Origin of the sequence: Brevibacterium sp. SIMBA_078 (assembly GCF_046534565.1) — a bacterium.
In the GTDB taxonomy this organism is placed as follows: domain Bacteria; phylum Actinomycetota; class Actinomycetes; order Actinomycetales; family Brevibacteriaceae; genus Brevibacterium.
On sequence record NZ_JAWRYQ010000001.1, the window covers coordinates 1,798,408 to 1,820,204 of the forward strand.

General features: G+C 65.1%; 21 protein-coding genes and 1 pseudogene. 11 read left to right on the forward strand and 11 right to left on the reverse strand.

Features of this window, described 5'->3' with window-relative positions; genetic code table 11:
• Positions 1 to 765: 765 nt before the first annotated feature.
• Positions 766 to 1,971, forward strand: a complete 1,206-nt coding sequence (locus SB749_RS07895; protein ID WP_410709849.1) for an NADP-dependent malic enzyme — start codon at positions 766 to 768, stop codon at positions 1,969 to 1,971.
• Positions 1,972 to 2,215: 244 nt separating this feature from the next.
• Here the strand turns inward: SB749_RS07895 and SB749_RS07900 are convergent, their stop codons facing one another.
• The 3 genes from SB749_RS07900 to SB749_RS07910 all read right to left on the reverse strand — a co-directional run bounded on the left by SB749_RS07900 (position 2,216) and on the right by SB749_RS07910 (position 4,678).
• Complete coding sequence (locus tag SB749_RS07900) at positions 2,216 to 2,638, reverse strand: organic hydroperoxide resistance protein (RefSeq protein WP_410709850.1); 423 nt, start codon at positions 2,636 to 2,638, stop codon at positions 2,216 to 2,218.
• A gap of 71 nt (positions 2,639 to 2,709) precedes the next feature.
• Positions 2,710 to 3,228: a MarR family winged helix-turn-helix transcriptional regulator gene (locus tag SB749_RS07905; RefSeq protein ID WP_410709851.1), complete on the reverse strand. Its 519-nt coding sequence runs from the start codon at positions 3,226 to 3,228 to the stop codon at positions 2,710 to 2,712.
• Positions 3,229 to 3,499: 271 nt separating this feature from the next.
• Positions 3,500 to 4,678, reverse strand: a complete 1,179-nt coding sequence (locus SB749_RS07910) for an SPFH domain-containing protein (protein ID WP_410709852.1) — start codon at positions 4,676 to 4,678, stop codon at positions 3,500 to 3,502.
• Positions 4,679 to 4,879: 201 nt separating this feature from the next.
• Between SB749_RS07910 and SB749_RS07915 the strand changes: the two genes are divergently transcribed.
• Together SB749_RS07915 and nagB are read left to right on the forward strand one after the other, a co-directional pair.
• Positions 4,880 to 5,578 carry a FadR/GntR family transcriptional regulator gene (locus SB749_RS07915; RefSeq protein ID WP_410709853.1) on the forward strand — a complete coding sequence of 233 codons (699 nt, stop codon included), beginning with the start codon at positions 4,880 to 4,882 and terminating at the stop codon, positions 5,576 to 5,578.
• Between the two features lie 78 nt (positions 5,579 to 5,656).
• Positions 5,657 to 6,439 carry a glucosamine-6-phosphate deaminase gene (gene nagB / locus SB749_RS07920; RefSeq protein WP_410709854.1) on the forward strand — a complete coding sequence of 261 codons (783 nt, stop codon included), beginning with the start codon at positions 5,657 to 5,659 and terminating at the stop codon, positions 6,437 to 6,439.
• Positions 6,440 to 6,562: 123 nt separating this feature from the next.
• Here nagB and SB749_RS07925 read toward each other — a convergent pair whose 3' ends face one another.
• From SB749_RS07925 to SB749_RS07940, 4 genes are all read right to left on the reverse strand, one after another.
• The gene (locus SB749_RS07925) at positions 6,563 to 7,249 is read right to left on the reverse strand and encodes an N-acetylmannosamine-6-phosphate 2-epimerase (RefSeq protein ID WP_410709855.1); all 687 of its coding nucleotides are present in this window, start codon (positions 7,247 to 7,249) and stop codon (positions 6,563 to 6,565) included.
• 81 nt (positions 7,250 to 7,330) lie between these two features.
• Positions 7,331 to 8,500 (reverse strand): ROK family protein, encoded by a 1,170-nt coding sequence (locus SB749_RS07930; protein ID WP_410709856.1) that lies wholly within the window; start codon positions 8,498 to 8,500, stop codon positions 7,331 to 7,333.
• Complete coding sequence (locus SB749_RS07935) at positions 8,497 to 9,414, reverse strand: dihydrodipicolinate synthase family protein (protein WP_410709857.1); 918 nt, start codon at positions 9,412 to 9,414, stop codon at positions 8,497 to 8,499. The genes SB749_RS07930 and SB749_RS07935 overlap by 4 nt, the downstream gene beginning before the upstream one ends.
• 10 nt (positions 9,415 to 9,424) lie before the next feature.
• A complete protein-coding gene (locus SB749_RS07940) occupies positions 9,425 to 11,089 on the reverse strand; it encodes a sodium:solute symporter (protein WP_410709858.1) in 1,665 nt (554 codons plus the stop codon).
• A gap of 320 nt (positions 11,090 to 11,409) precedes the next feature.
• Between SB749_RS07940 and SB749_RS07945 the strand changes: the two genes are divergently transcribed.
• The 7 genes and pseudogenes from SB749_RS07945 (at position 11,410) to SB749_RS07975 (ending at position 18,219) form a co-directional block, all read left to right on the forward strand.
• Positions 11,410 to 12,240 carry a CoA transferase gene (locus tag SB749_RS07945; protein WP_410709859.1) on the forward strand — a complete coding sequence of 277 codons (831 nt, stop codon included), beginning with the start codon at positions 11,410 to 11,412 and terminating at the stop codon, positions 12,238 to 12,240.
• A 180-nt stretch (positions 12,241 to 12,420) separates the two neighbouring features.
• A pseudogene (locus SB749_RS07950) lies at positions 12,421 to 12,519 on the forward strand (DUF2510 domain-containing protein); the annotation flags it as partial.
• A 150-nt stretch (positions 12,520 to 12,669) separates the two neighbouring features.
• Positions 12,670 to 14,091, forward strand: a complete 1,422-nt coding sequence (locus SB749_RS07955) for a DUF4041 domain-containing protein (RefSeq protein ID WP_410709935.1) — start codon at positions 12,670 to 12,672, stop codon at positions 14,089 to 14,091.
• A gap of 74 nt (positions 14,092 to 14,165) precedes the next feature.
• The gene (locus tag SB749_RS07960; protein WP_410709860.1) at positions 14,166 to 15,245 is read left to right on the forward strand and encodes a glycosyltransferase family 2 protein; all 1,080 of its coding nucleotides are present in this window, start codon (positions 14,166 to 14,168) and stop codon (positions 15,243 to 15,245) included.
• Entirely contained in the window at positions 15,242 to 16,162 is a 921-nt protein-coding gene (locus SB749_RS07965; RefSeq protein WP_410709861.1) for a hypothetical protein, read from the forward strand. Before SB749_RS07960 ends, SB749_RS07965 begins: the two co-directional genes overlap by 4 nt.
• A gap of 22 nt (positions 16,163 to 16,184) precedes the next feature.
• Positions 16,185 to 16,646 carry a DUF3151 domain-containing protein gene (locus SB749_RS07970; protein WP_410709862.1) on the forward strand — a complete coding sequence of 154 codons (462 nt, stop codon included), beginning with the start codon at positions 16,185 to 16,187 and terminating at the stop codon, positions 16,644 to 16,646.
• A 103-nt stretch (positions 16,647 to 16,749) separates the two neighbouring features.
• Positions 16,750 to 18,219, forward strand: a complete 1,470-nt coding sequence (locus SB749_RS07975; RefSeq protein WP_410709863.1) for an MFS transporter — start codon at positions 16,750 to 16,752, stop codon at positions 18,217 to 18,219.
• A gap of 71 nt (positions 18,220 to 18,290) precedes the next feature.
• On the opposite strand, the gene SB749_RS07980 is transcribed toward SB749_RS07975, so the two are convergent.
• Positions 18,291 to 18,635, reverse strand: coding sequence for an ArsR/SmtB family transcription factor (locus SB749_RS07980; protein ID WP_139469891.1), 345 nt, complete (start codon positions 18,633 to 18,635; stop codon positions 18,291 to 18,293).
• 199 nt (positions 18,636 to 18,834) lie between these two features.
• Here SB749_RS07980 and SB749_RS07985 point away from each other — a divergent pair, with 199 nt between their 5' ends.
• Complete coding sequence (locus tag SB749_RS07985; RefSeq protein ID WP_410709864.1) at positions 18,835 to 19,911, forward strand: NADH:flavin oxidoreductase/NADH oxidase; 1,077 nt, start codon at positions 18,835 to 18,837, stop codon at positions 19,909 to 19,911.
• Between the two features lie 183 nt (positions 19,912 to 20,094).
• Here the strand turns inward: SB749_RS07985 and crcB are convergent, their stop codons facing one another.
• From crcB to SB749_RS08000, 3 genes are read right to left on the reverse strand one after another with little or no spacing between them, the layout of a single operon-like run.
• Positions 20,095 to 20,472 carry a fluoride efflux transporter CrcB gene (gene crcB / locus SB749_RS07990; protein ID WP_410709865.1) on the reverse strand — a complete coding sequence of 126 codons (378 nt, stop codon included), beginning with the start codon at positions 20,470 to 20,472 and terminating at the stop codon, positions 20,095 to 20,097.
• Complete coding sequence (locus tag SB749_RS07995; RefSeq protein ID WP_410709866.1) at positions 20,469 to 20,903, reverse strand: fluoride efflux transporter FluC; 435 nt, start codon at positions 20,901 to 20,903, stop codon at positions 20,469 to 20,471. The genes crcB and SB749_RS07995 overlap by 4 nt, the downstream gene beginning before the upstream one ends.
• Positions 20,900 to 21,493 carry a universal stress protein gene (locus SB749_RS08000; protein WP_410709867.1) on the reverse strand — a complete coding sequence of 198 codons (594 nt, stop codon included), beginning with the start codon at positions 21,491 to 21,493 and terminating at the stop codon, positions 20,900 to 20,902. The genes SB749_RS07995 and SB749_RS08000 overlap by 4 nt, the downstream gene beginning before the upstream one ends.
• Positions 21,494 to 21,797 lie beyond the last annotated feature (304 nt).

Here is a 21,797-nt window from a genome sequence, read left to right on the forward strand (position 1 = left end):
TGGTGCTGATTGGAAAAGCTGTTAACTCTATGTTAAGCGTTCAAACGGACAGTCGCAATAGAAAACCAAGAAAAGATTCGAATATTTGTCGATGAGAGATCGAAGAGGTTCTGATTACCTCATTATCTTTGCATCCGGCACTGACATGAGAGTGTTGGATTTCATCCATGCAGGTCAGGTACGGTTTCTGGACGAGTGCGGTTCGTGGGTGGGGATTGCGGGGAAGGTCTGCTGCGATTTCGGGGGAGAATACGCCTCCTCGGTACTGACCCGTCGCGGCTGCAGAATGAGTCGGCCATCGGGGGCGTGCCTCCTCGGCGGCCACAACGACGACGTTCCAGCCTTGAGTCCAAAGGTCTGGAGAACATGCCACCGGAACGGCGGGACAGCCTCGGTGGGGCCGGATTCTCGAGTGAAACGGGTCACAGCATCGGTTATGATGATCGAGTTGTCGGATGCGACCCATGAGGTCGGTACTCGCCTCATGCGAGCCGTATCCGCACTGCGCGCAACCGCGTCGCCCTTCACCTAGGGTCATGTCGCGGGCCGCGTCGACGTCACCGCGCCATCCTTCACTGGTGACCAGTTCTTCGCCCAGACCATCGCCTGCGCTCACGGTCGACCGTGTCCGCGCCGGCCGACGGCCAGACGATCACTGCCGGCTGCACCGATGATCCGATCATCGAACGGAGTGCTCGCTCGACCGAGAACTCACGAGCCCAGCAGGCTCACCAACCGCCGCCGCATCAACCACGAGGATCAACCATGACGACCACCGCTCACAACTCAACCGCCTCCGACCAGGGCTCGAAGGGCCCGATCACCGACGCCGAGATTTTCGAGGCACACGAAGGCGGCAAGCTCTCCGCCGAGCTCACCTCACCGCTGCAGACCCAGCGCGACCTCTCGATCGCGTACACCCCCGGCGTGGCCAAGGTCTGCACCGCGATCAAGGACGAACCGCAGCTGGCGCGCACGCACACGTGGACCGGCCGACTCGTCGCGGTCATCGCTGACGGGTCGGCTGTGCTCGGCCTCGGTGACATCGGTCCGGCCGCCTCGCTGCCGGTGATGGAGGGCAAGTGCGCCCTGTTCAAGTCCTTCTCCGGGCTGAATGCGATTCCGATCGTACTCGACACCAATGACACGGACGAGATCGTCGAAACCATCGTCCGCATGGCCCCGACCTTCGGAGCGATCAACCTCGAGGACATCTCCGCTCCGCGCTGCTTCGAGATCGAGGATCGGGTCAAGGAAGCCCTCGACATTCCCGTCATGCACGATGACCAGCACGGCACCGCCGTCGTCGTCCTCGCCGCGCTGACGAATGCTCTGCGCGTGGTGAAGAAGTCTTTCGAATCCGTCCGCGTCGTCGTCTCCGGTGCCGGAGCTGCCGGTGTGGCCGTGGTGAAGATCCTCGCCGACGCTGGTGTCAACGACATCGTCGTCCTCGATTCCAAGGGCGTCGTCGAGTCCGGCCGCTCAGATCTGACCGAGACGAAGCAGTTCCTCGCCGAGTCGACGAACCCGCGCGGAATCGCTGGTGGGATCGGCGAGGCCCTCGACGGTGCCGATGCCTTCATCGGCGTCTCCGGCGGCACCATCGACGAAGCTCACCTGGCCAACATGGCCGACGACGCGATCATCTTCGCTCTGTCGAACCCCAACCCCGAGGTGGTCCCCGACGTCGCCGCCAAGTGCGCCACCGTGGTGGCTACCGGGCGCAGCGACTTCCCGAACCAGATCAACAACGTCCTCGCGTTCCCCGGAATCTTCCGCGGTGCGCTCGACGCTGATGCGTCCGAGATCACCGACGATATGAAGCTCGTCGCCGCCCGTGCGATCGCCGATCTCGTCGGCGATGACCTCGAGCCCGGCTACATCGTGCCCGGCGCGCTCGATTCCCGTGTGGCCCCGGCCGTCGCCGAGGCGGTCGAGAAGTCCGCGCTCGAGGCCATGGCCAAGCGCTGAGGTTCGCATGCGTCCGTTGGTCTCTGCTGATGTCAGCTGGTATCCGCTGACGTCAGCTGAGGTTTGGGTGGGGCAGGGCCTGCGGGCAGGCTGTTGAATCCGAACGGCACTGAGGGCGGGTGAAGAAAGATCTTCACCCGCCCCACAGTTGTTATTGCGGCCGGAGGCTGCGGCCCGCGTCGGCGAGCCGGTGTCGGTCAGCTGCTGGAGGCCTGCCGCCGACTGTCGGCGGCCGCGTTGCAGATCAGTCGTCGGTGACGGTGATGGTGACGTCGATGTTCCCGCGGGTGGCGTTCGAGTATGGGCAGACCTTGTGGGCCTTGTCGGCCAGAGCCTGGGCCTCGGCCTTCTCGAGATGCGGGAGTGTGACCTCGAGTTCGACGGCGAGCTGGAACCCGCCCTCATTGTCCTTGCCGATGCTCACGCGTGAGCCGACCGTGGAATCGTCGACGTTCGCCTTGGCTTGACCGGCCACGAGGCGCAGCGCTGAGTGATAGCAGGCCGCGTAGCCGACGGCGAAGAGCTGTTCGGGATTCGTGCCGTTGCCGCTGCCGCCCATCTCGGTCGGAGTCGCGAGATCGACATCGACCTTTCCGTCGCTCGTGCGTCCGTGGCCGTCGCGGCCTTCGCCTGTGGCCAGTGCTTCTGCTGTGTAGAGAGCCTTCATGATGTTTCCTTCCGTTGTTGGTGCATTGTCGGATCAGTGGTGATCGGTGGGGTCAGCGGTGCAGTACGGGTTCAGTGGCGCGCTGTCAATGCAGAGGCGCGGTGCGAGTTCAAAGGTGCGGCAGGGGGGTCGGGGGACTCGAAAGGCGCGGGTTCCGCGCGCAGGTTCCTCGTCAGCGCGCGCAGAGTCTCCAGCAGCTCGGGCATCGACGCGGGGTCGAGATTCGTGCGCTCGCCGATCCGGGCCGGTACGCATTCGGCGCGTTCTTTGGCCGCTGCGCCCTCGGCGGTGGCGCGGACGAGAACTCTGCGCGAATCCTCGGCGGAACGATGGCGAGTGACGAAGCTGAGCGATTCGAGTCGTGACAACAGAGGGGAGAGCGTGCCCGAGTCGAGCTGCAGACGCTCGCCGAGGCGCTTGACCGTCACACCCTCGTCGTTGGAGCCCTCTTCCCACAGCACGAGCATCACCAGATACTGCGGATAGGTGATGCCGAGTTCGGCAAGCAGGTCCTTGTACGACGCGGTCATCGCTCGTGACGCCGAATAGAGAGCGAAGCAGAGTTGCCGGTCGAGGTCGAGCGCGTTCATACGAAAATGATTGCACACAATTCAATTGTGCACAACTGATTTATCGAAATGCGGGTGAGCAGGGATCGCGGTGAACACAGCGGAGGGGCGGGCGAAGATCTCTCTTCGCCCGCCCCTTTGCGTGGCTTGCCGCCTGCGTGGCCGGCATCCATCACCGTTAGTGGCTTAACGCCCCAGCCCGTGGGCATCATTCACCGTTCGCGCCTTTTCCTCCCGTGGGAGCGGGACGGTGCGAGGCACCGGGTGGGTGATGCTGTTGTTGGAGGGGGTTCTATTGCTGAGGATTCTGCGGCGGCTGCTGGCCGTTCTTCCACTGCTGAGCAGCCTCCCGCGCCGACTGGGCTGCAGAGCGAACGGACTGGCCGAGCGACTGGCCGGAACCTCCGGGGCCACCTGACCGACCGTCATGACCCGAGCCGTCGGAACCATTGGAGCCGCCCGAGCTCGGCGGGTTGGACGGCTGCGGGGGAACGCTGGCCTGCTCGGAGCGGTGGCTCGAGGTGTACCTGCTCTCGGGCGCCGTGAAGGTCGCCCCATCCTCGGCGGCGTTGGCGGCGAACAGGGCGTTGCGGATCTCCTGGCCCATCTCGCCGAGGCCGCCCGGGTTCGAGGGCATGAACAGCACGTTCGACCGGCCCTCCTGAGCGACGTTCTGCATGGTGTCGAAGTACTGGGTCATCATCAGCAGCTGCTCGGCCGTCTTGTCGATGCCCACCTCCTGCAGCTTCGCGTACTGCTCGGCGATACCCGTCGCGATCGCCTTGCGCTGAGCGGCGACACCCTCACCGTGGAGGCGCATCGCCTCGGACTCCGCCTGAGCCTGGGTGACGCGCTTGATCTTGTCCGCCTCGGCGAGCGACTGAGCGGCGACGCGGTCACGCTGTGCGGCATTGATCGAGTTCATCGAATCGCGGACCTTCGGGTCCGGGGTGATATCTGTGACCAGGCTACTGACGATCTTGAAGCCGTAGCGCTTCATCGATTCCGAGAGCCGGCCCTCGACGTTCTCCGCGATATCGTCCTTCGACTCGAACGCCGTGTCCAGAGTCAGGCCCGACAGTGCCGAACGAACGGTGTCGAAGACGTAGGAGCGGATCTGCTCCTCGGAATTCGCCAGCTTGTAGTAGGCGTCGGCGACATTGTTCTCTTCGACGACGTACTGGACGGCGACGGGAACGGTGACGAAGACGTTGTCCTTCGTCTTCGACTCGATGTTGACCTCGAGCTGCTGGACGCGCAGCGAGATCGGCCGACTCGTCGTCTCGATGAACGGCACCTTCGTGTTCAGTCCTGGCTTCGCCACCTTCTTGAACTTGCCGAATCGCTCGACGATGACGTTCTCCTGCGTCTTCACCGTGAAGAACATGCTGGTGCGCAGCTTGCCGAAAAGCAGAACGGCGATGATGAGGATGACGATGATTATGGCGAATGTGGCCACCAATCCAGTCATGGGTGCTCCAATGCGTCGTAGATTTCGGCCGCCGAACGACCGCCTGTGACTACCACCCTAGTAGCCAGGACGACATCCGCATATGCCAAGGTCGGTTGGCGTCACGGCCCAAGTGTCTCGACATCGAAGAACGACTGCCGGAACATCTGATGTCAGACGTATAATGGAGGCTCAGCGTAGAACGACCAGCAGAAGGTGATCATGGCGGAGCCGACAGAGACCGGACGGAAAGTGACGACCTCCGACAGAATCAAGGATCTCATCCTCTCCGATGGTCTGCGTCCCGGAGACCTGCTGCCGACCGAAGGCGAACTGTGCACCCGCCTCGGCGTCTCGCGGTCGAACGTCCGGGAAGCCATCCGCAAGCTCTCGACCCTCGACATCGTCGACGTCCGGCACGGTCATGGCACCTACGTCGGCGAGATGACGCTCGACGCGCTCGTCGAAGCCCTCGTCTTCCGCGGCGTGCTCAGCCCCGGCGACGACCTCGACGCACTGCGCGATGTCGTCGAAGTGCGCAAGGCCCTCGACCACGGAATGTCCGAACAGATCGTCCACGTCCTCAACGGCACGGAGAATTCCGAGCTCAAGGACCTGGTCGACGAGATGACCGCGCTCGCCGCTGACGGCAAGACCTTCCCGCAGCAGGATCGCGCCTTCCACACGGGACTGCTCGCGAAGCTCGGAAACTCGCTCGTCGGCCAACTCGTCGCTGCTTTCTGGGACGTGCACACCGCCGTCCTGCCTAAACTCAACGTCGCCGTGGCTTCCGACCTGGAACAGACTGCCCGTGCCCACGGCCTCATGCTCGAAGCGGCAGAATCCGGCGATGCCGAGGCCTTCCGAGCCGCGATCACCGCCCACTATGAGCCGATCATGCGGGCCCTCGAACAGAAGTGATTGACTGAAGGCAGAGACTCCCGCACAACCGACCGGGGCAGCGCCGAATTCAGACCGCAGTACGCCGAAGGAGACCACATGGAAGTCGTCATCGCCGACGAATACACGCTAGCGGAGCTCGCCGCCGACGCGATCGAGCGGTTGCTGCGCACCGAAACCGCACCGGTCATCGGCCTGGCCACCGGGTCGAGCCCACTGCGCATCTACGACGAGCTGACCACCCGCCACAAGAACGAGGGTCTGTCCTTCGCCCACGCGCAGGCGTTCATGCTCGACGAATACGTCGGCATCGCCGACGACCATCCGCAGCGCTATCGCAACGTCATCGACGCCGAGATCGCCACTCGAGTCGATTTCGCCGAGGGGGCCGTCCACGGTCCCGAGGGATCCGCCGATGACCTGGCGGCCGCCTCGGCGGACTATGAACGGGAGATCGCCGAGGCGGGCGGGATCGACCTGCAGATCCTCGGGATCGGCAGCGACGGTCACATCGCGTTCAACGAACCCGGATCATCCCTGGCCTCGCGGACGCGGGTGAAATCCCTGACGCACCAGACCCGGCTCGACAATGCGCGGTTCTTCGACGGCGACGTCGAGCAGGTGCCGAAACTGTGCCTGACCCAAGGGTTGGGCACGATCATGGAAGCGAAGCATCTCGTGCTCGTCGCGACCGGAGGCAACAAGGCCGAGGCAGTGCATCAGATGGTCGAAGGGCCGATCTCGGCGATGTGGCCGGCGACCGTGCTGCAGATGCACCCGCATGTCACTGTCATGCTCGATGATGCGGCGGCGTCGAGGCTGCAGCTCGGCGACTATTACCGCCACGCGTATGAGAACAAGCCGGAGTGGCAGAGCCTCTGAACGATTTCGGCCTGGGCAGGCAACTGGCGGGGCCTCGGAGCGAGATCAACCCGGGCGGGTAGCCGGTCAGCTCATCCCGGGCCGCTTACCTGCGAACTCAGCCCGGGCAGCTGACTCGTGAACTCAGCCCTCGACCGCCTCGGTGAACCATGAGGTGATCGTCGAGGGGTGCGTGATCGCGGTGCCCACGACCACGGCGTCGGCGCCGGCTTCACGGGCGGCGGAGGCATGCAACGGGGTGTGGATGCGGCCCTCGGCGACGAGCAGCGCAGGCAGTTCCGCCGCGCGGATGGCACTGATGAGCTCGAGGTCGGGGCCTTCGGTGGCCGGTCGTTCTCCCGAGTACCCGGCCAAAGTCGTGCCGACGATGTCCGCTCCTGCATCTGCCGCTGCCTTTGCATCGTCAAGGCTGCCGCAATCGGCCATGACCAGGGCGTTCGTCTGCTCGTGGAGGCGTTCGACCGTCTCGGCCAGGCTCAGTCCGTCGGGTCGTTCCCGCCGCGTCCCATCGAGAGCGACGATGTGGGATCCAGCCAGAGCCACTGCATACGCGTGTTGAAAGGTCGGGGTGATGACGACTCCGTCTTTGCCGTCCTTCCACAGCCCGATGACCGGGACGTCGACGGCCGAGCGGGTTGCCTGAATGTCGCCGAGACCTTGCACTCGTACGGCAGATGCTCCTCCGCTGACCGCCGAGGCCGCCACCTGCGCCATCGTCCTCGGATCGCGCATCGGCTCGCCCGGATAGGCCTGAGCGGAGACGATGAGCCGTCCCCGCAGCGCCTCGAGGATCTCGGTCTTCGACAGCATCAGTGAGTCTCCTTCTTCTGGCGGTTCTCCTCGCCGTTCGGCGAGTTCGTCAGTGTGTTGGTTTGACAGGAGGGAAGCGTCTCAGTGCTTCTGGCCAGGCGCGTCATTCCAGAGGCCGGCAGCGCCGATGAGCGCGGCGTCCTGCCCCAATTCTGCCTTCACCAGCCGGGTTCCGGAGGTGGCGGGGATGAGTTCCGCGGCGAAAGCCTCGCGCAGAGGTGCCCACCAGGTCTCGTCCATATCGGCGAGTCCGCCGCCGATGACGACGACCTCGGGGGAGAGCACGTTGACGATCCCACCGAGTGCCGAGCCGAGGGCACGCGCCCCGATGTCGAAGGCGCGAAGCGCCAATGCATCCCCCGCCGAGGCGGCCGCCGCCAATTCTCGGGTGTTCGCCGGGACCGGCGCGGGCGTGAAAGTTGGGGTGAAGGAGTCGCACGGTTTCGCTGAGGCGGGGCTTGAGACGGGAGACTGCCCTTGTGCCGCACGTTCCGATTGCCCGTGGCCGGGCTCGGTCGATCCTTCGACCAAACGCCGGTAAGTCTCGAGAATAGCCGGACCCGAAGCGATGGCTTCGACGTGGCCGTTGCCGCCGCAGGGGCAGTCCAGTCCGGCCGCTGCTGCAGAAGGTACGTGTCCGATATGCCCGGCGGCCGAATTCCGGCCCGTGAGCAAGCGGCCACCACTGATGAACCCGCCACCGATACCGGTGCCTGCCGCGACGAGCAGCGAACTTTGCGTACCGGTGGAGGCTCCGGCAGCCGCCTCGCCGAGGGTATGAGCGTGCACATCGTTGACGGCGCGCACGGGTAGGCCGGTGCGGGCGGTGAGTTCGGAGACCACGTCTGTTCCGGCCCACCCGGGCAGGGAATCCGTCGCCGAGACCACGGCCCCCGTCGTCGTGTCGATGACCCCGGCCGCGCCGACGCCGATCCGCCACGCGAAATCGGAATGCGATCCGGCCTCGCCGAGACCGGCGGGCTCGCCGCTAACGGCCGACTCAAGGCTGGTGCCAACGGCAACCCCGCCACCGGGGTCGGACCCACCCGAGCCGGACTCGGCGCCACGCGAACCCGACGTCTCCACGATGACGGCGGCGGCCACCTCGGCGATTGTGTCGAGTACCGCCTGGGCACCTGCGATCGCGGGCGTCGGCACGCTGCGCACGTGCGCAAGTTCGCCGTCGATGACGGAACCGGCACGGATCTTCGTGCCTCCGACATCGACGGCGACGGTGGCGGGCAGGGTCACAGCAGTCCTGCGGCGGCGACGATTTCGCGGACGCGCTCGGCCTCGTAGGCGTTGAGCGCTTCCATCGGCTCGGCCATCCGGTTCGAACCGATGACGCCCATGAGCTGCAGGGCGGTCTTGAACCCGCCGAGGCCGGCCGCACCAGCGGACACGCGACCCGGGGTCGCGGCTCCGGTGATGTCGAACAGCGCCGCCACACGGTCCTGCTCGGCAGCTGCGGCCTGCCAGTCGCCGGCCTTCGCCGCATCATAGATGCGCACATATCCGGCAGGGTCGACATTGCCGAGCCCGGGGACGATGCCCGCCGCGCCGCCGAGCATCGCACCGTCGGTGACCACCTCGTGGCCGGTGAAGACGGTGAAGTCGGGCAGGTGCTTCGTTGCGAGGAGCAGCCGGCGGAAGCCGACATCATCACCGGAGGAATCCTTGACTCCGGCGATGACGCCCTCCTCGGCGAGGCGGACGAGGACGTCGAGCGGCATCTTCATATGCGTGCGCACGGGCACGTCATAGGCGAACAGGGGCACGCTGATATGGGCGGCGACGGCGCGGAGGTGGCGCTCCACCTCGGCGGCATCGGACAGAGCATAGAACGGCGTGGTCACGACGGCTGCGTCACCGCCGATGGCCAGCAGGCGGTCGGCCTCTTCGAGGACCCGGGTCGTCGTCTGCTCGCTGATGCCCACGAGGACGGGCACCCGGCCGGCGGCGGCCTCGATCGCGGTCTCGAGGACGAGGTCACGCTCGGCCTTCGTCAGGTACGGGACCTCGCCGGAGGACCCGAGCACGAAGATTCCGTGTACACCGCCGGCGACGAGGTGGTCGACGAGGGCGGCCAGCCCGGCGCGGTCGACCTCACCGTCGGAGGTTCGCGGGGTCAGCAGCGGCGGGATGATTCCGTGGAAGTCAGTCATGGTCGTGTCCTTACTTGTCGTACTTGTCATTGTTCGGTGGGGCGGCCCCGGAGTCGGTCGGAGCCGATCCGTTCGGCGGGGCAGAGTCGGCGGAGACCGCGGGGGAGGAGGCCACGGATGCGGCGGGCTCCCGGGCGGGTTCGGTGGGGACTCGGCGAGTGTAGGCGGAGCGCTTTCCGTAGATCGTCAGCGGCAGCACATCGTGGTGGCTGCGGCCGGTCTGCATCGCTCCGGTGAGCAGAGAGATGAGGTAGCCGAAGACCATGGCGGCGATGAACGCGACCGCGGAGACGGCGAACGGTGTGAGCCCGGCCTGTTCCTGGACGATCCAGGCCAGTGCGGCACCGAGCAGGAGGCCGGCGAGCACTCCCGAGGTGTTCGCCCGCTTCGTGAAGATGCCGAGTGCGAAGACGCCGGCCAGCGGGACGCCGAAGAGTCCGGTGATCGAGAGGAACAGGTCCCAGGTTTGGGCCTGATCGGTCGCCGCGAGGTAGAGCGCAACCCCGACGGACAGGACACCGACGATGACGATGACGGCACGGGAGAAGCCGACTCCGGTGCGAGGCTGGCCATCCTTGGGCGGAAAGAAGCGGTCGCGGATGTCGACGGTCACGCAGGCCGAGATCGAGTTGAGGCTCGAGGAGATCGTCGACTGTGCGGCGGCGAAGATCGCGGCGATGAGCAGACCCGAGATGCCGGCCGGCAGGGCAGTGACCGCGAAGTAGGGCACGAGCGCCGAGGTGTTGAAGCCCTCCGGCAGAGCCTCCGAGTGCTGGTAGAAGCTGTAGAGCACGGTGCCGATGCCGTAGAACAGCGGGATCGTCAGCAGGGCGAGGAAGCCGTTGACGATGAGCGAACGGGCCGTCGACTTCGGCGAATCCGTGGTCTGGTAGCGCTGGACGACGTCCTGGCTGGCCGTGTACTGATGCAGGTTGTTGAAGACCGAACCGAGGAAGACGATCGGGATGGCCGCTGCGGCTCCGCCGAACTTCCAGTTGTCGGCCGAGATGAACTTGTCGTCGGCCGCAGCGTCGGCGGCGACCGTGCCGAGCCCTCCGTCGATGGCCATGACGCCGAAGACGAGGATGACCGCCGCGCCGACGAGGAGGATGATGCCCTGAACGACATCGGACCAGATGACGCCTTCGATGCCGCCGAGGAAGGTGTAGACGACCGAGAGCACGCCGACGGCTCCGGCGACGAGCGCCGGGTTGATGTCGGTGACCGAGCTGATGGCCAGTGTCGGCAGGTAGATGACGATGGCGACGCGGCCGATGTGGAAGAGGACGAAGAGGACGGAGCCGAGCAGGCGGATGCTCGGGCCGAAGCGCTCCTCGAGGTACTCATATGCCGTGGTGACGTCGAGCTTGCGGAAGAAGGGGATGTAGAAGATCACGAGCAGGGGGACGATCGCGAAGATCGCGATGTTGCCGGCCGCATAGGACCAGTCGCTGAGGAAGGCCTGCTCGGGCGTGGACATGTACGTGATCGCCGACAGCGTCGTCGCGTAGATGGAGAAGCCCGCCGCCCAGGCCGGGATCCGCCCGCTGGCCTTGAAGAACTCCTCTGTTCCGCCGCTGGCTCGCCTGGTGAACCAGACTCCGATGCCGAGGGTGGCCAAGAGGTAGATGATGATCACGGCCCAGTTGAGGCCGCCGAGTCCCGGAGCGTCCATGCTCCCTCCTCACGTGGATGAACGTAGGGGACCGGCGCGGGCGTGAGTGCGAGCGGAAGTCCCATCTGACATAGAAGACCAACACGTAAGACGTATGATGTCCTATGTTGTGAATGTACGGGAATGTGCGGCACGGCACAACCCGGCAGGCGGCGGATGTGCTATCCGCGCAGGTGGGGGCGGGTAGATCGTGAGGGGCCTGCGACATTCGGACGCCCCTTATTGAACACTCTTTCAGTTTCCAATACATTCGGTGAAAGACGATGAGGTGCAGCAGTCGTGCTGTGAGCCGATTCCATGGCCGAATACGAGGAGACACGGTGCCCGACCAGCAGCCACTTGACGGAGTCACGGTGATCAGTCTCGCCGTGAACCTGCCCGGCCCCTTGGCCGCCGCCCGATTGAGCGCACTCGGAGCCGAAGTCATCAAGATCGAACCATTGACCGGTGACCCTCTCGATGCCGTTGTGCCCGAATACTACCGAGAACTGACCGTCGGCCAGGACATCCGCAGAATCGACCTCAAGGATCCCGCCGGCAAGGCAGAGCTCGAGGCCCTCGCCGCCGATGCCCAGGTGCTGCTGACGGCGATGAGACCGCGAGCCGCCGCTGCTCTCGGCCTGCCCGAGCTCGTCGAACAGCACGGACTCGTCCATGTCGAGATCGTCGGCTTCGCCGGTGACCGCGCCGATGTGCCCGGTCACGACCTCACATATCAGGCGGCACATTCCACACTCGTGCCCGGAACGATGCCGACCGTGCCTGTCGCCGACGTCCTCGGTGGTGAACATGCCGCTCTCGAGGCGCTCGCCGGCCTGCGGGAGAAGGAGCGGCTGGGGGCCGCCGGCGGCATCGTCAAGCGCGTCGTCCTCGACGACGCTGCCGCATGGGCGGCAGGGCCGGCACGGCACGGTCTCAGCTCACCCGGGGGCCACCTCGGCGGGGGATCACCGTTCTACCGGACCTACCCGACCTCCGATGGGCACGTGGCCGTCGCTTGCCTCGAGCCCCATTTCGCGAAGGCGCTGGCGGCGCACATCGGCACCGAGGAGGCCGTGCTCGAGAGCACGTTCGCCGGGAAACCGACCGCGCACTGGGTGGAATTCGCCGCAGAGCACGACCTGCCCATCGAGGCCATCGCTCTCAACTGATCGTTCCTCGCGGCGGAGAGCTCCACCTCAACCGGGAATTGCGGAATCGCGTTGTAGGTTCCGCGACTCGCTTGTTCAAGAACGTGCGAAGGCGCGAGGAGGGCACCTCACCGCGATCTATTGAAAATCGGTTTAAAAGCCGAGAAGCCGAGCTGTTTCATTCCATGCTTAGATAACTACATGAGCAATGTTCCTCCAGGCTGGTACGTGGATCCAGGCAATAGTGCGTTTGTGCGGTGGTATGACGGTGTGAAATGGACTGCCCATTCCCAACCGAGGCAACCGCTTCCTAGCCAGCAACCAGGGTATCCTCAGCGGCCGCCGCAGCCTCCCCAATTTCAACAGGCTGGACACTCCGAGCAGAGGTCGGCTCATCAACAGCCGATGCAAGGATCCAAATCCAGTGAGTTTCGAGCGGAGACTAGGGGCGTGGCGAATTCGACTCATGTCCGGTCGCATGCATCAGAAGTTGGAGCAGCGGACACGCCTAACAGAGGTGCGGAAGCACGACCGGAAAGTGCAACGGCAACTCCAAAAATTGGCCTTTTCAACGGAAAGCGTCGAGCCACGGAACTCCAGGGAGAGCTGGATGCACTACGAGGCTGGATGCGCGATAACGGCGTCGATGACGCATTCAAAGCCGAGCAAGTCAGACGAGAAACAGTGGCGAAGATCGAAGAACTCGAACGCAGTTACCATGCTCAGACGATAGAGCTCAAGAATCAGACCGATGCGGCCCAGCGTTCGCTGGAGCAGGTCCGGTCAACGCTGGCAGTCGAAGAATCCAGACTCGTCAATATTCGTGCGAACGCAGAGCTGCAGGATGTGGGGATATTTGATTTCACTCATCCAGCGGAGTCGTCGGCCGATCTGTCTGATGAGCTCGATCGCGTGCGTTCGCAATACAAGTCAATGGCCCGGACGAATTCGGCGACGACTACCGCGACGGGAATGGCGTTCAACAATTCTGCGAGCGAGGGCGAGCGCTTTCTCAAGAACATGTCGAAGTTGCTGCTCCGCGCGTACAACGCGGAAGCTGAAAATGCTGTGAAGGCGGCGAAAGCAGGCAACTTGGATTCGTGCATCAAACGATCGAATCGAACTCGCGAACAAGTAGAGCGCAACGGGAAGATGATTGAGCTTCAAATCACTCCTGAATACCATCGGTTGCGCGTTACTGAAATCGAACTCGCAAACCGACACCTGCGGGCCAAAGAACGAGAAAAAGAGCTCGATCGCGAACGAAGGGCTCAGCTGCGGGAAGAGAAAAAGGCTGAAGCGGAATTCAGGGCGAAGAGAGCAGATCTCTTGAAAGAACAGCGGCATTATCAGAATCTGCTTGATTCACTGCGCGCACGCAACGATTCCGAAGGACTAAACAGAGTGCTCGAGCAGCTACAAGAGGTCGAGCAGTCAATTGCTGACGTCGACTATCGCGCGGCCAACACGCGAGCGGGATATGTTTACGTCATTTCCAACGTAGGCTCGTTCGGTGAGAACGCAGTGAAGATCGGAATGACCCGACGACTGGAACCCATGGACCGCGTCCGTGAACTCGGCGATGCTTCGGTTCCTTTCGGCTTTGATGTGCACGCGATGTTCTTCTCCCAGGACGCAGTAGGCGTGGAGACCATGCTGCATCAGAAATTCTCGTCGAGTCGCATCAATCAGATCAATCTGCGACGTGAATTTTTCTCTGTCACACCGCAGCAAGTACTCGATGCGCTCAGGGACGAAAAGGTTGAAATCGTCGAGTTCACGCTAGAAGCCCCAGCTGAGCAGTTTCGGCAGAGCGTGGAGATGGCAAAGCTGCGCCAGGAGGATTCGGGCGGCCGAGCACCTCGCCATTGAGTCAGCCGTTGCAGGCGCCCCACCTGTACGCCCCCTCAAGACCGAGCGCGCGCGGGTATGGGAAGATTGAGGGCGTGTCGAAAGTACTTGAGATCCTGACCCCGGAGGGCCTTCCGCCGCTTAACGAGAAGCCCGGAGTCTCCTTCATCATGCCGGTCCTCAACGAGGCCGAACACATCGAGCAGGCGATCACCACGATTCTTGCGCAGGAGTATGACGGGGACAAGGAGATCGTCCTCGCCCTCGGTCCCTCGACCGACGATACGAACGCCATCATCGAAACGATGGCCGCCCGCGATTCGCGGATCCAGACGGTCGACAATCCGCAGGCCGCGACCCCGATCGGGCTCAACCTCGCGATCGCCGCGACCCGACACCCGGTGATCATCCGCGTCGACGCGCACTCCGGACTCGGCGCCGACTACACCAGGCAGGCCATCGACACCCTGCGCGAGACGAAGGCCGCGAACTGCGGCGGGCTCATGCTCGCCCGTGGCAAGACTTCCTTCCAGAAGGCCGTGGCGCGCGCCTATATGTCCCCGGTCGGCCTCGGCGGTCCCGCCTACCACTCCGGTGATGAGGCGCAGGAAGCCGAATCGGCCTACCTCGGCGTCTACCGTCGGGAAGTGTTCGACCACCTCGGCGGATTCGATGAAGGCATCAAACGCGGTCAGGACTGGGAGCTCAACCTGCGGATCCGCTCCGCCGGCGGCCGCATCTGGTTCAACCCCGACATGGAAGTCACCTACTGGCCGCGCGGCACCTGGTCGAAGATCGCGCAGCAGTTCTGGGCCACCGGAATCTGGCGCGCCGAACTCATCCGCCGCTACGGTTCGCAGAACTCGCTGCGCTACTTCGCCCCGCCGCTGCTCGTGCTCGGCATGAGCGCGGCCGTGATCGAGACATTCCTCCAGCTGTCCGGGTCGACGAAGAAGTGGCCGAAGTTCCTTCGCCGCTTCACCTCGCTGATCCACGTGCCCAGCTTCGGCTACATCGCGGGAATCCTGGCGACCGCCTCGGCGGCGAAGGACTGCGGACGACGGGAGCGGTTCTGGTTCGGCATCGTCCTGCCGACCATGCACCTGTGCTGGGGCGCCGGGTTCCTCCGGGGACTCGTCACCGGAGCCGGAACGACGAAGGACAGCAGCCGATGAGCAAGAAGAAGAAGCCGAGGCAGGCCCACCAGGATCGCTATGGCCGCGGCACCACTGATCCGCTGCCGAGCGTCGATCCCGAATCCCGCGAGCGGATTCCCGTGCCCGAGCGTCCCGCGCCGAAGAAATTCAACGCACCCCTGTGGGCCGGCGCCATCGTCGTCCTCCTCGTCGCGGGCGTGCTCGTATTCAATTTCGTGAAGTCAGATGATCAGCTGACCGTCGATTCGCTCAAACCGCCAGCCGTGGGCGCCCTCGACGGCGGATCCTCGGTGTACCCGGCGAACTCGAAGCTCGCCTTCACCGAGAACGTGAAGTTCGGCTACCTGCCCGCGCCCACTCTGTCGGCGTTGGGCGACGGCACGATCGTCGCCGCGAACCCGGAGACCGCGGCCGAGGACATGGGCCTGAAGAAGTCCCTCGACGAGCTCGACTCCGCGGAATTCCTCGACCAGACCATCAAACCGGCCCGCAAGAACACGAGTCCCGGCGATCCCATCACTTGGGACCAGGTCGTCGACGGGTTCGGCGGGGACACCGTGTTCATGCCCGCCATCGACTCCGCCGAGGTGGCCACCCCGGCACTGAAGACCATCACCGAGGCGGGGCTCGAGGACTCGACGCTCGTGCGCACCGATGACCCCGAGGTGGCCCGTGCCGCCGCCGACGCCGGCGTCGGCGCCATGTTCACCGGGGACGTGACGGCGTCGGGGAACGAGTCGCTGTCCGATGCCGGATACACGGCCGTGGCCGTCGAGGCCGAGGCCGCCGAGAAATGGACCGGAGTCGACCTCGACGTCTGGGCCACCGATGTCAAGGACAAGAAGCAGCTCGAGAAGCTCGCCGACGCCGGGGTCACCGGAGCACTGAGTGCGAACCCGTACAAGGTGCTGCCGTCCGAAGTGAAGAAGAACTGAACTCGACAACCAAGGAGACGCAATGACCCAGCCCATCGGCAACCCGTCGCATATCGGAAACCTGGATGCCAGCCAGCTCGGCCCACAGCCGACCTATCTGCCCGCCGACCACCCGGACGTCGATGCTCGCAAGCGCATCGACGCAGGTGAAGAGCCCATCGACGTCGCCGCGGCACTGCCGGCCTCGTCCCTGGCCTGGGCGGAACTCGCCGATGAAGCGCACCAAGAAGGCCGCCTCGTCGACGCCTATGCCTACGCCCGCGTCGGCTACCACCGCGGACTCGACGCCCTGCGTGCCGCCGGATGGCGCGGCGCCGGACCGATCCCGTACTCGCACGAAGTCAACCGCGGATTCCTCCGCGCGCTTTACGCCCTCGGCCGTGCCGCCGGCGCGATCGGTGAAGGTGAGGAAGCCGCCCGCATCGAAGAGTTCCTGCACTCGTCAGATCCGACGGCAGTGGAGGCCATCGGCCGCGGGGAGTAGACCCGCCGCAGCTTTTTCGGACACATCGGCCTCCCTAGTGCGTGAGCAAACGCACCTCGGAGGCCGATTGTGCTTGTCGGCAGGGCGGCGTAGAACTATATGAATGGGTAATGTTTCCGAGACGGTCATGACGGCAGAGCAGCGCAAGATCCTGGCGGTGATGCTCGTCCCGATGTTCATGTCGCTGCTGAGCGTCTCGATCGTCAATGTCATCCTCCCCGACATGCAGCGCTCGATCGGCGCCTCGAATTCGGCGATCCAGTGGGTGCTCTCGGGCTATACGCTCGCGTTCGGCGTGCTCCTCGTCGCAGCCGGCCGAGCCGGTGACCTCTTCGGCCGTGGTCGGCTCTTCGTCATCGGCGTCAGTGTCTTCGCCCTCGGCTCCCTCATCTCGGGACTGTCCCCGGACCCGCTCGTGCTCAACATCGCACGTGTCGTCATGGGTCTCGGCTCCGGACTGCTCAGCCCCCAGGGCGTGGGGATGCTCCAGCAGTACTTCCACGGTCAGGTGCGCGGTCGCGCCTTCGGGATGTTCGGCACGATCGTCGGTGTCTCCGTGGGCATCGGCCCCGTGCTCGGCGGTGGACTCATCGCTGTTCTCGGCGACGGGTGGGGATGGCGTTCGGCGTTCCTCATCAATGTGCCGATCGCCCTGGCCGCAATCATCCTCGGCCGTTTCTGGCTGCCGAAGAGCGCCTGGATCGGCACCGGCACCGAGTCCGATTCGCACGGCCGACGTCGCGCCGACTTCGATCCGGTCGGGCTCGTTCTGCTCGGCGTGGGCACATTGCTGGTCATGCTGCCCTTCCTCGAGCGCAGCGCAGGTGCTTGGATCTATGCCCTCGTCCCGGTCGGCGTCGCCGTCGTCTGGCTGTGGGTGCGGTGGGAGAACCGATACTCCCGCCGAGGCGGATCACCGATGGTCGACATGCAGCTGTTCCGGACGCGCAGCTTCGCCTACGGGGCGTCGCTGACGTCCATGTATTTCGTCGGTATGCCCGGCATCTGGGTCATCGTGGCGCTCTATCTGCAGAACGGTCTCGGATTCCCCGCCCTCCACGCGGGCCTCGTCGGTCTGCCCTCGGCGCTGCTCTCGGCGATCGCAGCACAGGCGGCCGGCCGTGTCGTGCTCACCTTCGGCCGGAAGATGGTCGTCCTCGGGGTCGCAATCGGTCTGACCGGGGTCGTCGCCTCGGCGCTCCTCGTGTTGGCGCATGAGGCCTGGGGGATCAGCATCTGGTGGTTGCTCCTCACTCTCGGGGTCACCGGCCTCGGGCAGGGCATGGCGATCAGCCCGAATCAGACGCTCACTCTGGCTGAGGTGCCCGTCGAGTATGCGGGCAGCTCGGGCGGTGTGATGCAGACCGGGCAGCGGGTGGGCACGGCCATCGGCATCGCGATCGTCACCGCCGTGTTCTTCGTCGTCCAGCCGATGGCCGGCTACGGCGCCGCCATCGTGGCGGGCTTCGGGTTCATTGCGCTCGTCATCGTCTTCGCCGGAATCATCGGACTGGTCGATCTTGCCCGCGGTCGGGCCAAGGCCCGGCAGGAAGGGCAGCCGGTCAGGAGCTGAGCCCGGTCTTGCGCAGGGGAGTGCCTCCCCGACCGTTTCGGTCACGTCTGGGCGGAGGCGACTCGGCCGGGTCAGTCGCGAGATTCAGGGGCGGTTGCCTCGGCGCGTTCGATGTCCTGGGCGGCGAACACGGCGTCGAGGAGGCCGGGGAAGCGGGCATCGAGATCGTCCTTGCGCAGGGTATTCATGATCTTCGTGCCCTCATATTCCTGTCGGATCACGCCGGCTTCGCGCAGAGTGCGGAAGTGGTAGGTCGCCGTGGACTTCGACACCGGCAACTCAAAGGTCGCGCACGCATGATCGCCGAATGCGTCGTTGAGCTTGCAGGCGACGGTGCGGCGGACCGGGTCGGCGAGGGCGGCCAGGACGGTGTCGAGTCTCATCTCGTCCCTGCTGGGGTGGTCGAGTGTGCGCATCTGGATCCTCCCATCTCGCCATCGCGTCGATCAGCGTCGGTGGATGTCATCTGAACAGCCACCGATCACAGGTAGCGCCGCATCCCTTCATTGTACGAAATATTTGGTAGTACGAAATTCATCGTAGTAGAGTGCGAACCCGAAGTACGAAGAATCTCATACTTCTGGACGATCATTCTCGACGAGATCACGAGGTCTTATGTCTCATCTCCTGTTCGAACCGCTCACCCTGCGCGGACTCACGTTCCGCAACCGCATCTGGGTTCCGCCCATGTGCCAGTACTCCGTTGAGAATCTCGACGGCGTTCCCGCACCATGGCACACCGTCCACTACGGCGCGATGGCCAGGGGAGGTGCGGGAGCCGTCATCGTCGAAGCCACCGGCGTCACTCCGGAGGGGCGGATCTCGGCGAAGGACCTGGGGCTGTGGAACGACGCGCAGCGCGACGCCTTCGCCCCCATCGTCGACTTCCTTCACTCGCAGGGAGCGGCCGCCGGCATCCAGCTCGGCCACGCGGGCCGCAAGGCCTCGACATATCCCGAGTGGGGGACCGACGGCGATGGCAGCGTCCCGGTCGAGCAGGGCGGTTGGCAGACCGTGGCTCCGTCCGCGTTGGCCTTCGAGGGTCTTGCCGAACCCCGGGCTCTGACTGAGATGGAGATCGCCGAGGTGGTCGCGGCCTTCCGGTCCTCGGCCCGTCGGGCGATCGAGGCCGGGTTCGACTTCGTCGAGATCCATGGTGCACACGGGTACCTCCTCCATGAGTTCCTGTCGCCCCTGAGCAATACGCGCACCGACTCCTACGGCGGAACTTTGGAGAACCGGGCCCGACTGCTGCTCGAGATCGTCGATGCCACCCGCGCCGAGGTGGGCGACGACGTTCCCGTGTTCGTGCGCCTGTCCGCAACGGACTGGACCGACGGTGGGCTCACACTCGACGACACCGTCCACGTCGCCGGATGGCTCAAGGAACACGGCGTCGACCTCATCGACGTCTCCTCCGGCGGCAATGTGATGGCGTCGATTCCCGTCGGTCCCGGCTACCAGACGACCCTGGCCGCCGGCGTGCGCCAGGGATCGGGGCTGCCGACCGCGGCCGTCGGCCTCATCAGCGAACCGTTCCAGGGCGAGCACATACTGGCCACCGGCCAGGCCGATGCGATCCTCGCGGGCCGTGAGCATCTGCGCGACCCGAACTTCGCGCTGCGCGCCGCCGACGCACTGCGCTTCGACATCGACTACCGCCCGGCTCAGTACCACCGCGCTTATAAGTGAGCTGAGCTCAATTCGCTGGAGCGGCTCGGCGCTCATACGCTGACGGCCCAGTTGAAGTCGCACAGCACATGTTCAAATGTGTGTTCTTCGACTTCAACTGGGCCGTTCGGCGTCTGCGCGGACAGCGCCTTGCCGAAGGTGAGCGTGTGGAGATGTGGCTGAGTCCAGAACGGTCTGTCGCAGCTAAGCCAGGCCGCCGAGCCACATTCCGATCGCCGCGGTCGCCGTGGCGAAGACGAGGGTGCCAAGCCCGTTGACCAGGCCGGCGACCCAGCGACGTTCCTGGAGAAGCCGAACAGTCTCGAAGCTCGCCGTCGAAAACGTCGTATAGCCGCCGAGGAATCCCGTGCCGAGCACCAGGTGCCAGGCTTCCGGCAGCAGATTCGCCCCGGCCAGCCCGGTCAGCAGTCCGAGTACGAGCGACCCCGAGACGTTGATGATGATCGTTCCCCACGGCAGGGCCGTGCTCATGCGGGACTTGATGAGTCCGTCGATCAGCATTCGTGATGAGGCGCCGAGTCCGCCGGCCGCGGCAAGGGCGACGAAGACCAGCGGCGTCATCGGGCGCCTCCTCGACGCAGCGTCGTCGCCGTGGCGATGCCGGCGAACGTGGCGAGACCGCCGATGAGTACCGTGCCCACCGCGTAGGCAAGACCGATGCCGGGGTTGCTCGCACCGCCCGGATCCGCGCCGAGGAGGCCCGCCGTATCCGCGGCCAGTGCGCTGTACGTGGTGAATCCGCCCATGAAACCGGTGCCGACCAGGACCCGCGTTCGGCGACGCCACCCGTCATCTGGACCGCTGCGCGCCAGGGAATCCAACAGCAGGCCGAGCAGGAACGCCCCGAGGATGTTGACCGTGAGGATCGCCCACGGCACACCGCCGAGGGGCGGCAGGCTCAGGCTGATCGCCTCGCGTGCCGCGGTTCCGAGCGTGCCGCCGAGGAACGCGAGCCCCAGATAGGACAGGCGCAGATGGACCGGCCGGGTCACTGCCCGGCCTCGCCGGTCAGAGGTTCAGCAGCGGGGGAGGCGCCTGGTGTCGGCGACGTCGCAGCAGCTTCGGGGGCATCCATGCCGTCGGCGCCTGCTGCCAGCGGAACGACGACGAGCGGGCGATGCTGGCGCCTTGACAGTTGGATCGCGACCGAACCGTTGAAGAACTCATGCAATGAGCCGCGGACACCTGCGCGACGGACGCCGAGGATGATCATGCGGGCATCGAGCGCCTCGGCGAGCCGGTCGAGTTCCTGTGCCGGTGACCCGGCCAGTGCGCGAGTCGACCAGGCCACATGTGTCCCTGCCAGGGCGGCAGCGATACGGTCCTGGAGTTCTGGGTCGAACTCGGTGGCCGCCTCGGCCGTGGTGTCCGGATCGATGGGCATCGAGAGCACGGAGCCGTCGGGACGAGTCTCAACGGTGCAGCGGGAGTCGTCGACGTGGGCGCAGACGAGCTCGGCGTCGAAGTGGGCGGCGTAGTCCGCGGCGGCGGCGATCACCTCGGCGGGCTGATCGGGGACGACGCCGAGGATGATGCGGGCGCGCGGCGGCCCGTCGTATATCGGATCGGGGCTGGCGGTCATGGTCTCTCCTACCTTTCGGGCATGCTGAAGCCGGTCGAGGTAGGGACTGTTGTCGACTGCGGACTCTTGAACTTCATCACGAGTCCTGCGCCGAGGTTGGGTACGGCGAGCCCCACCGCCGTGCCGCGCCAGTCGCGACATCTTCATTGTGCCACAGGGTGGGAGTGCAGGCGGGTGCGCCTGATTGAGGTCGGCAAAAGTGGTGGCACCGCACCTGACATGGTTTCACGGCATCCGGAAGCACGCTAGGTCATGGAACGATAGAGTACTGACGTTTCTATGCCCGCTGGCGCACAAGAAGATT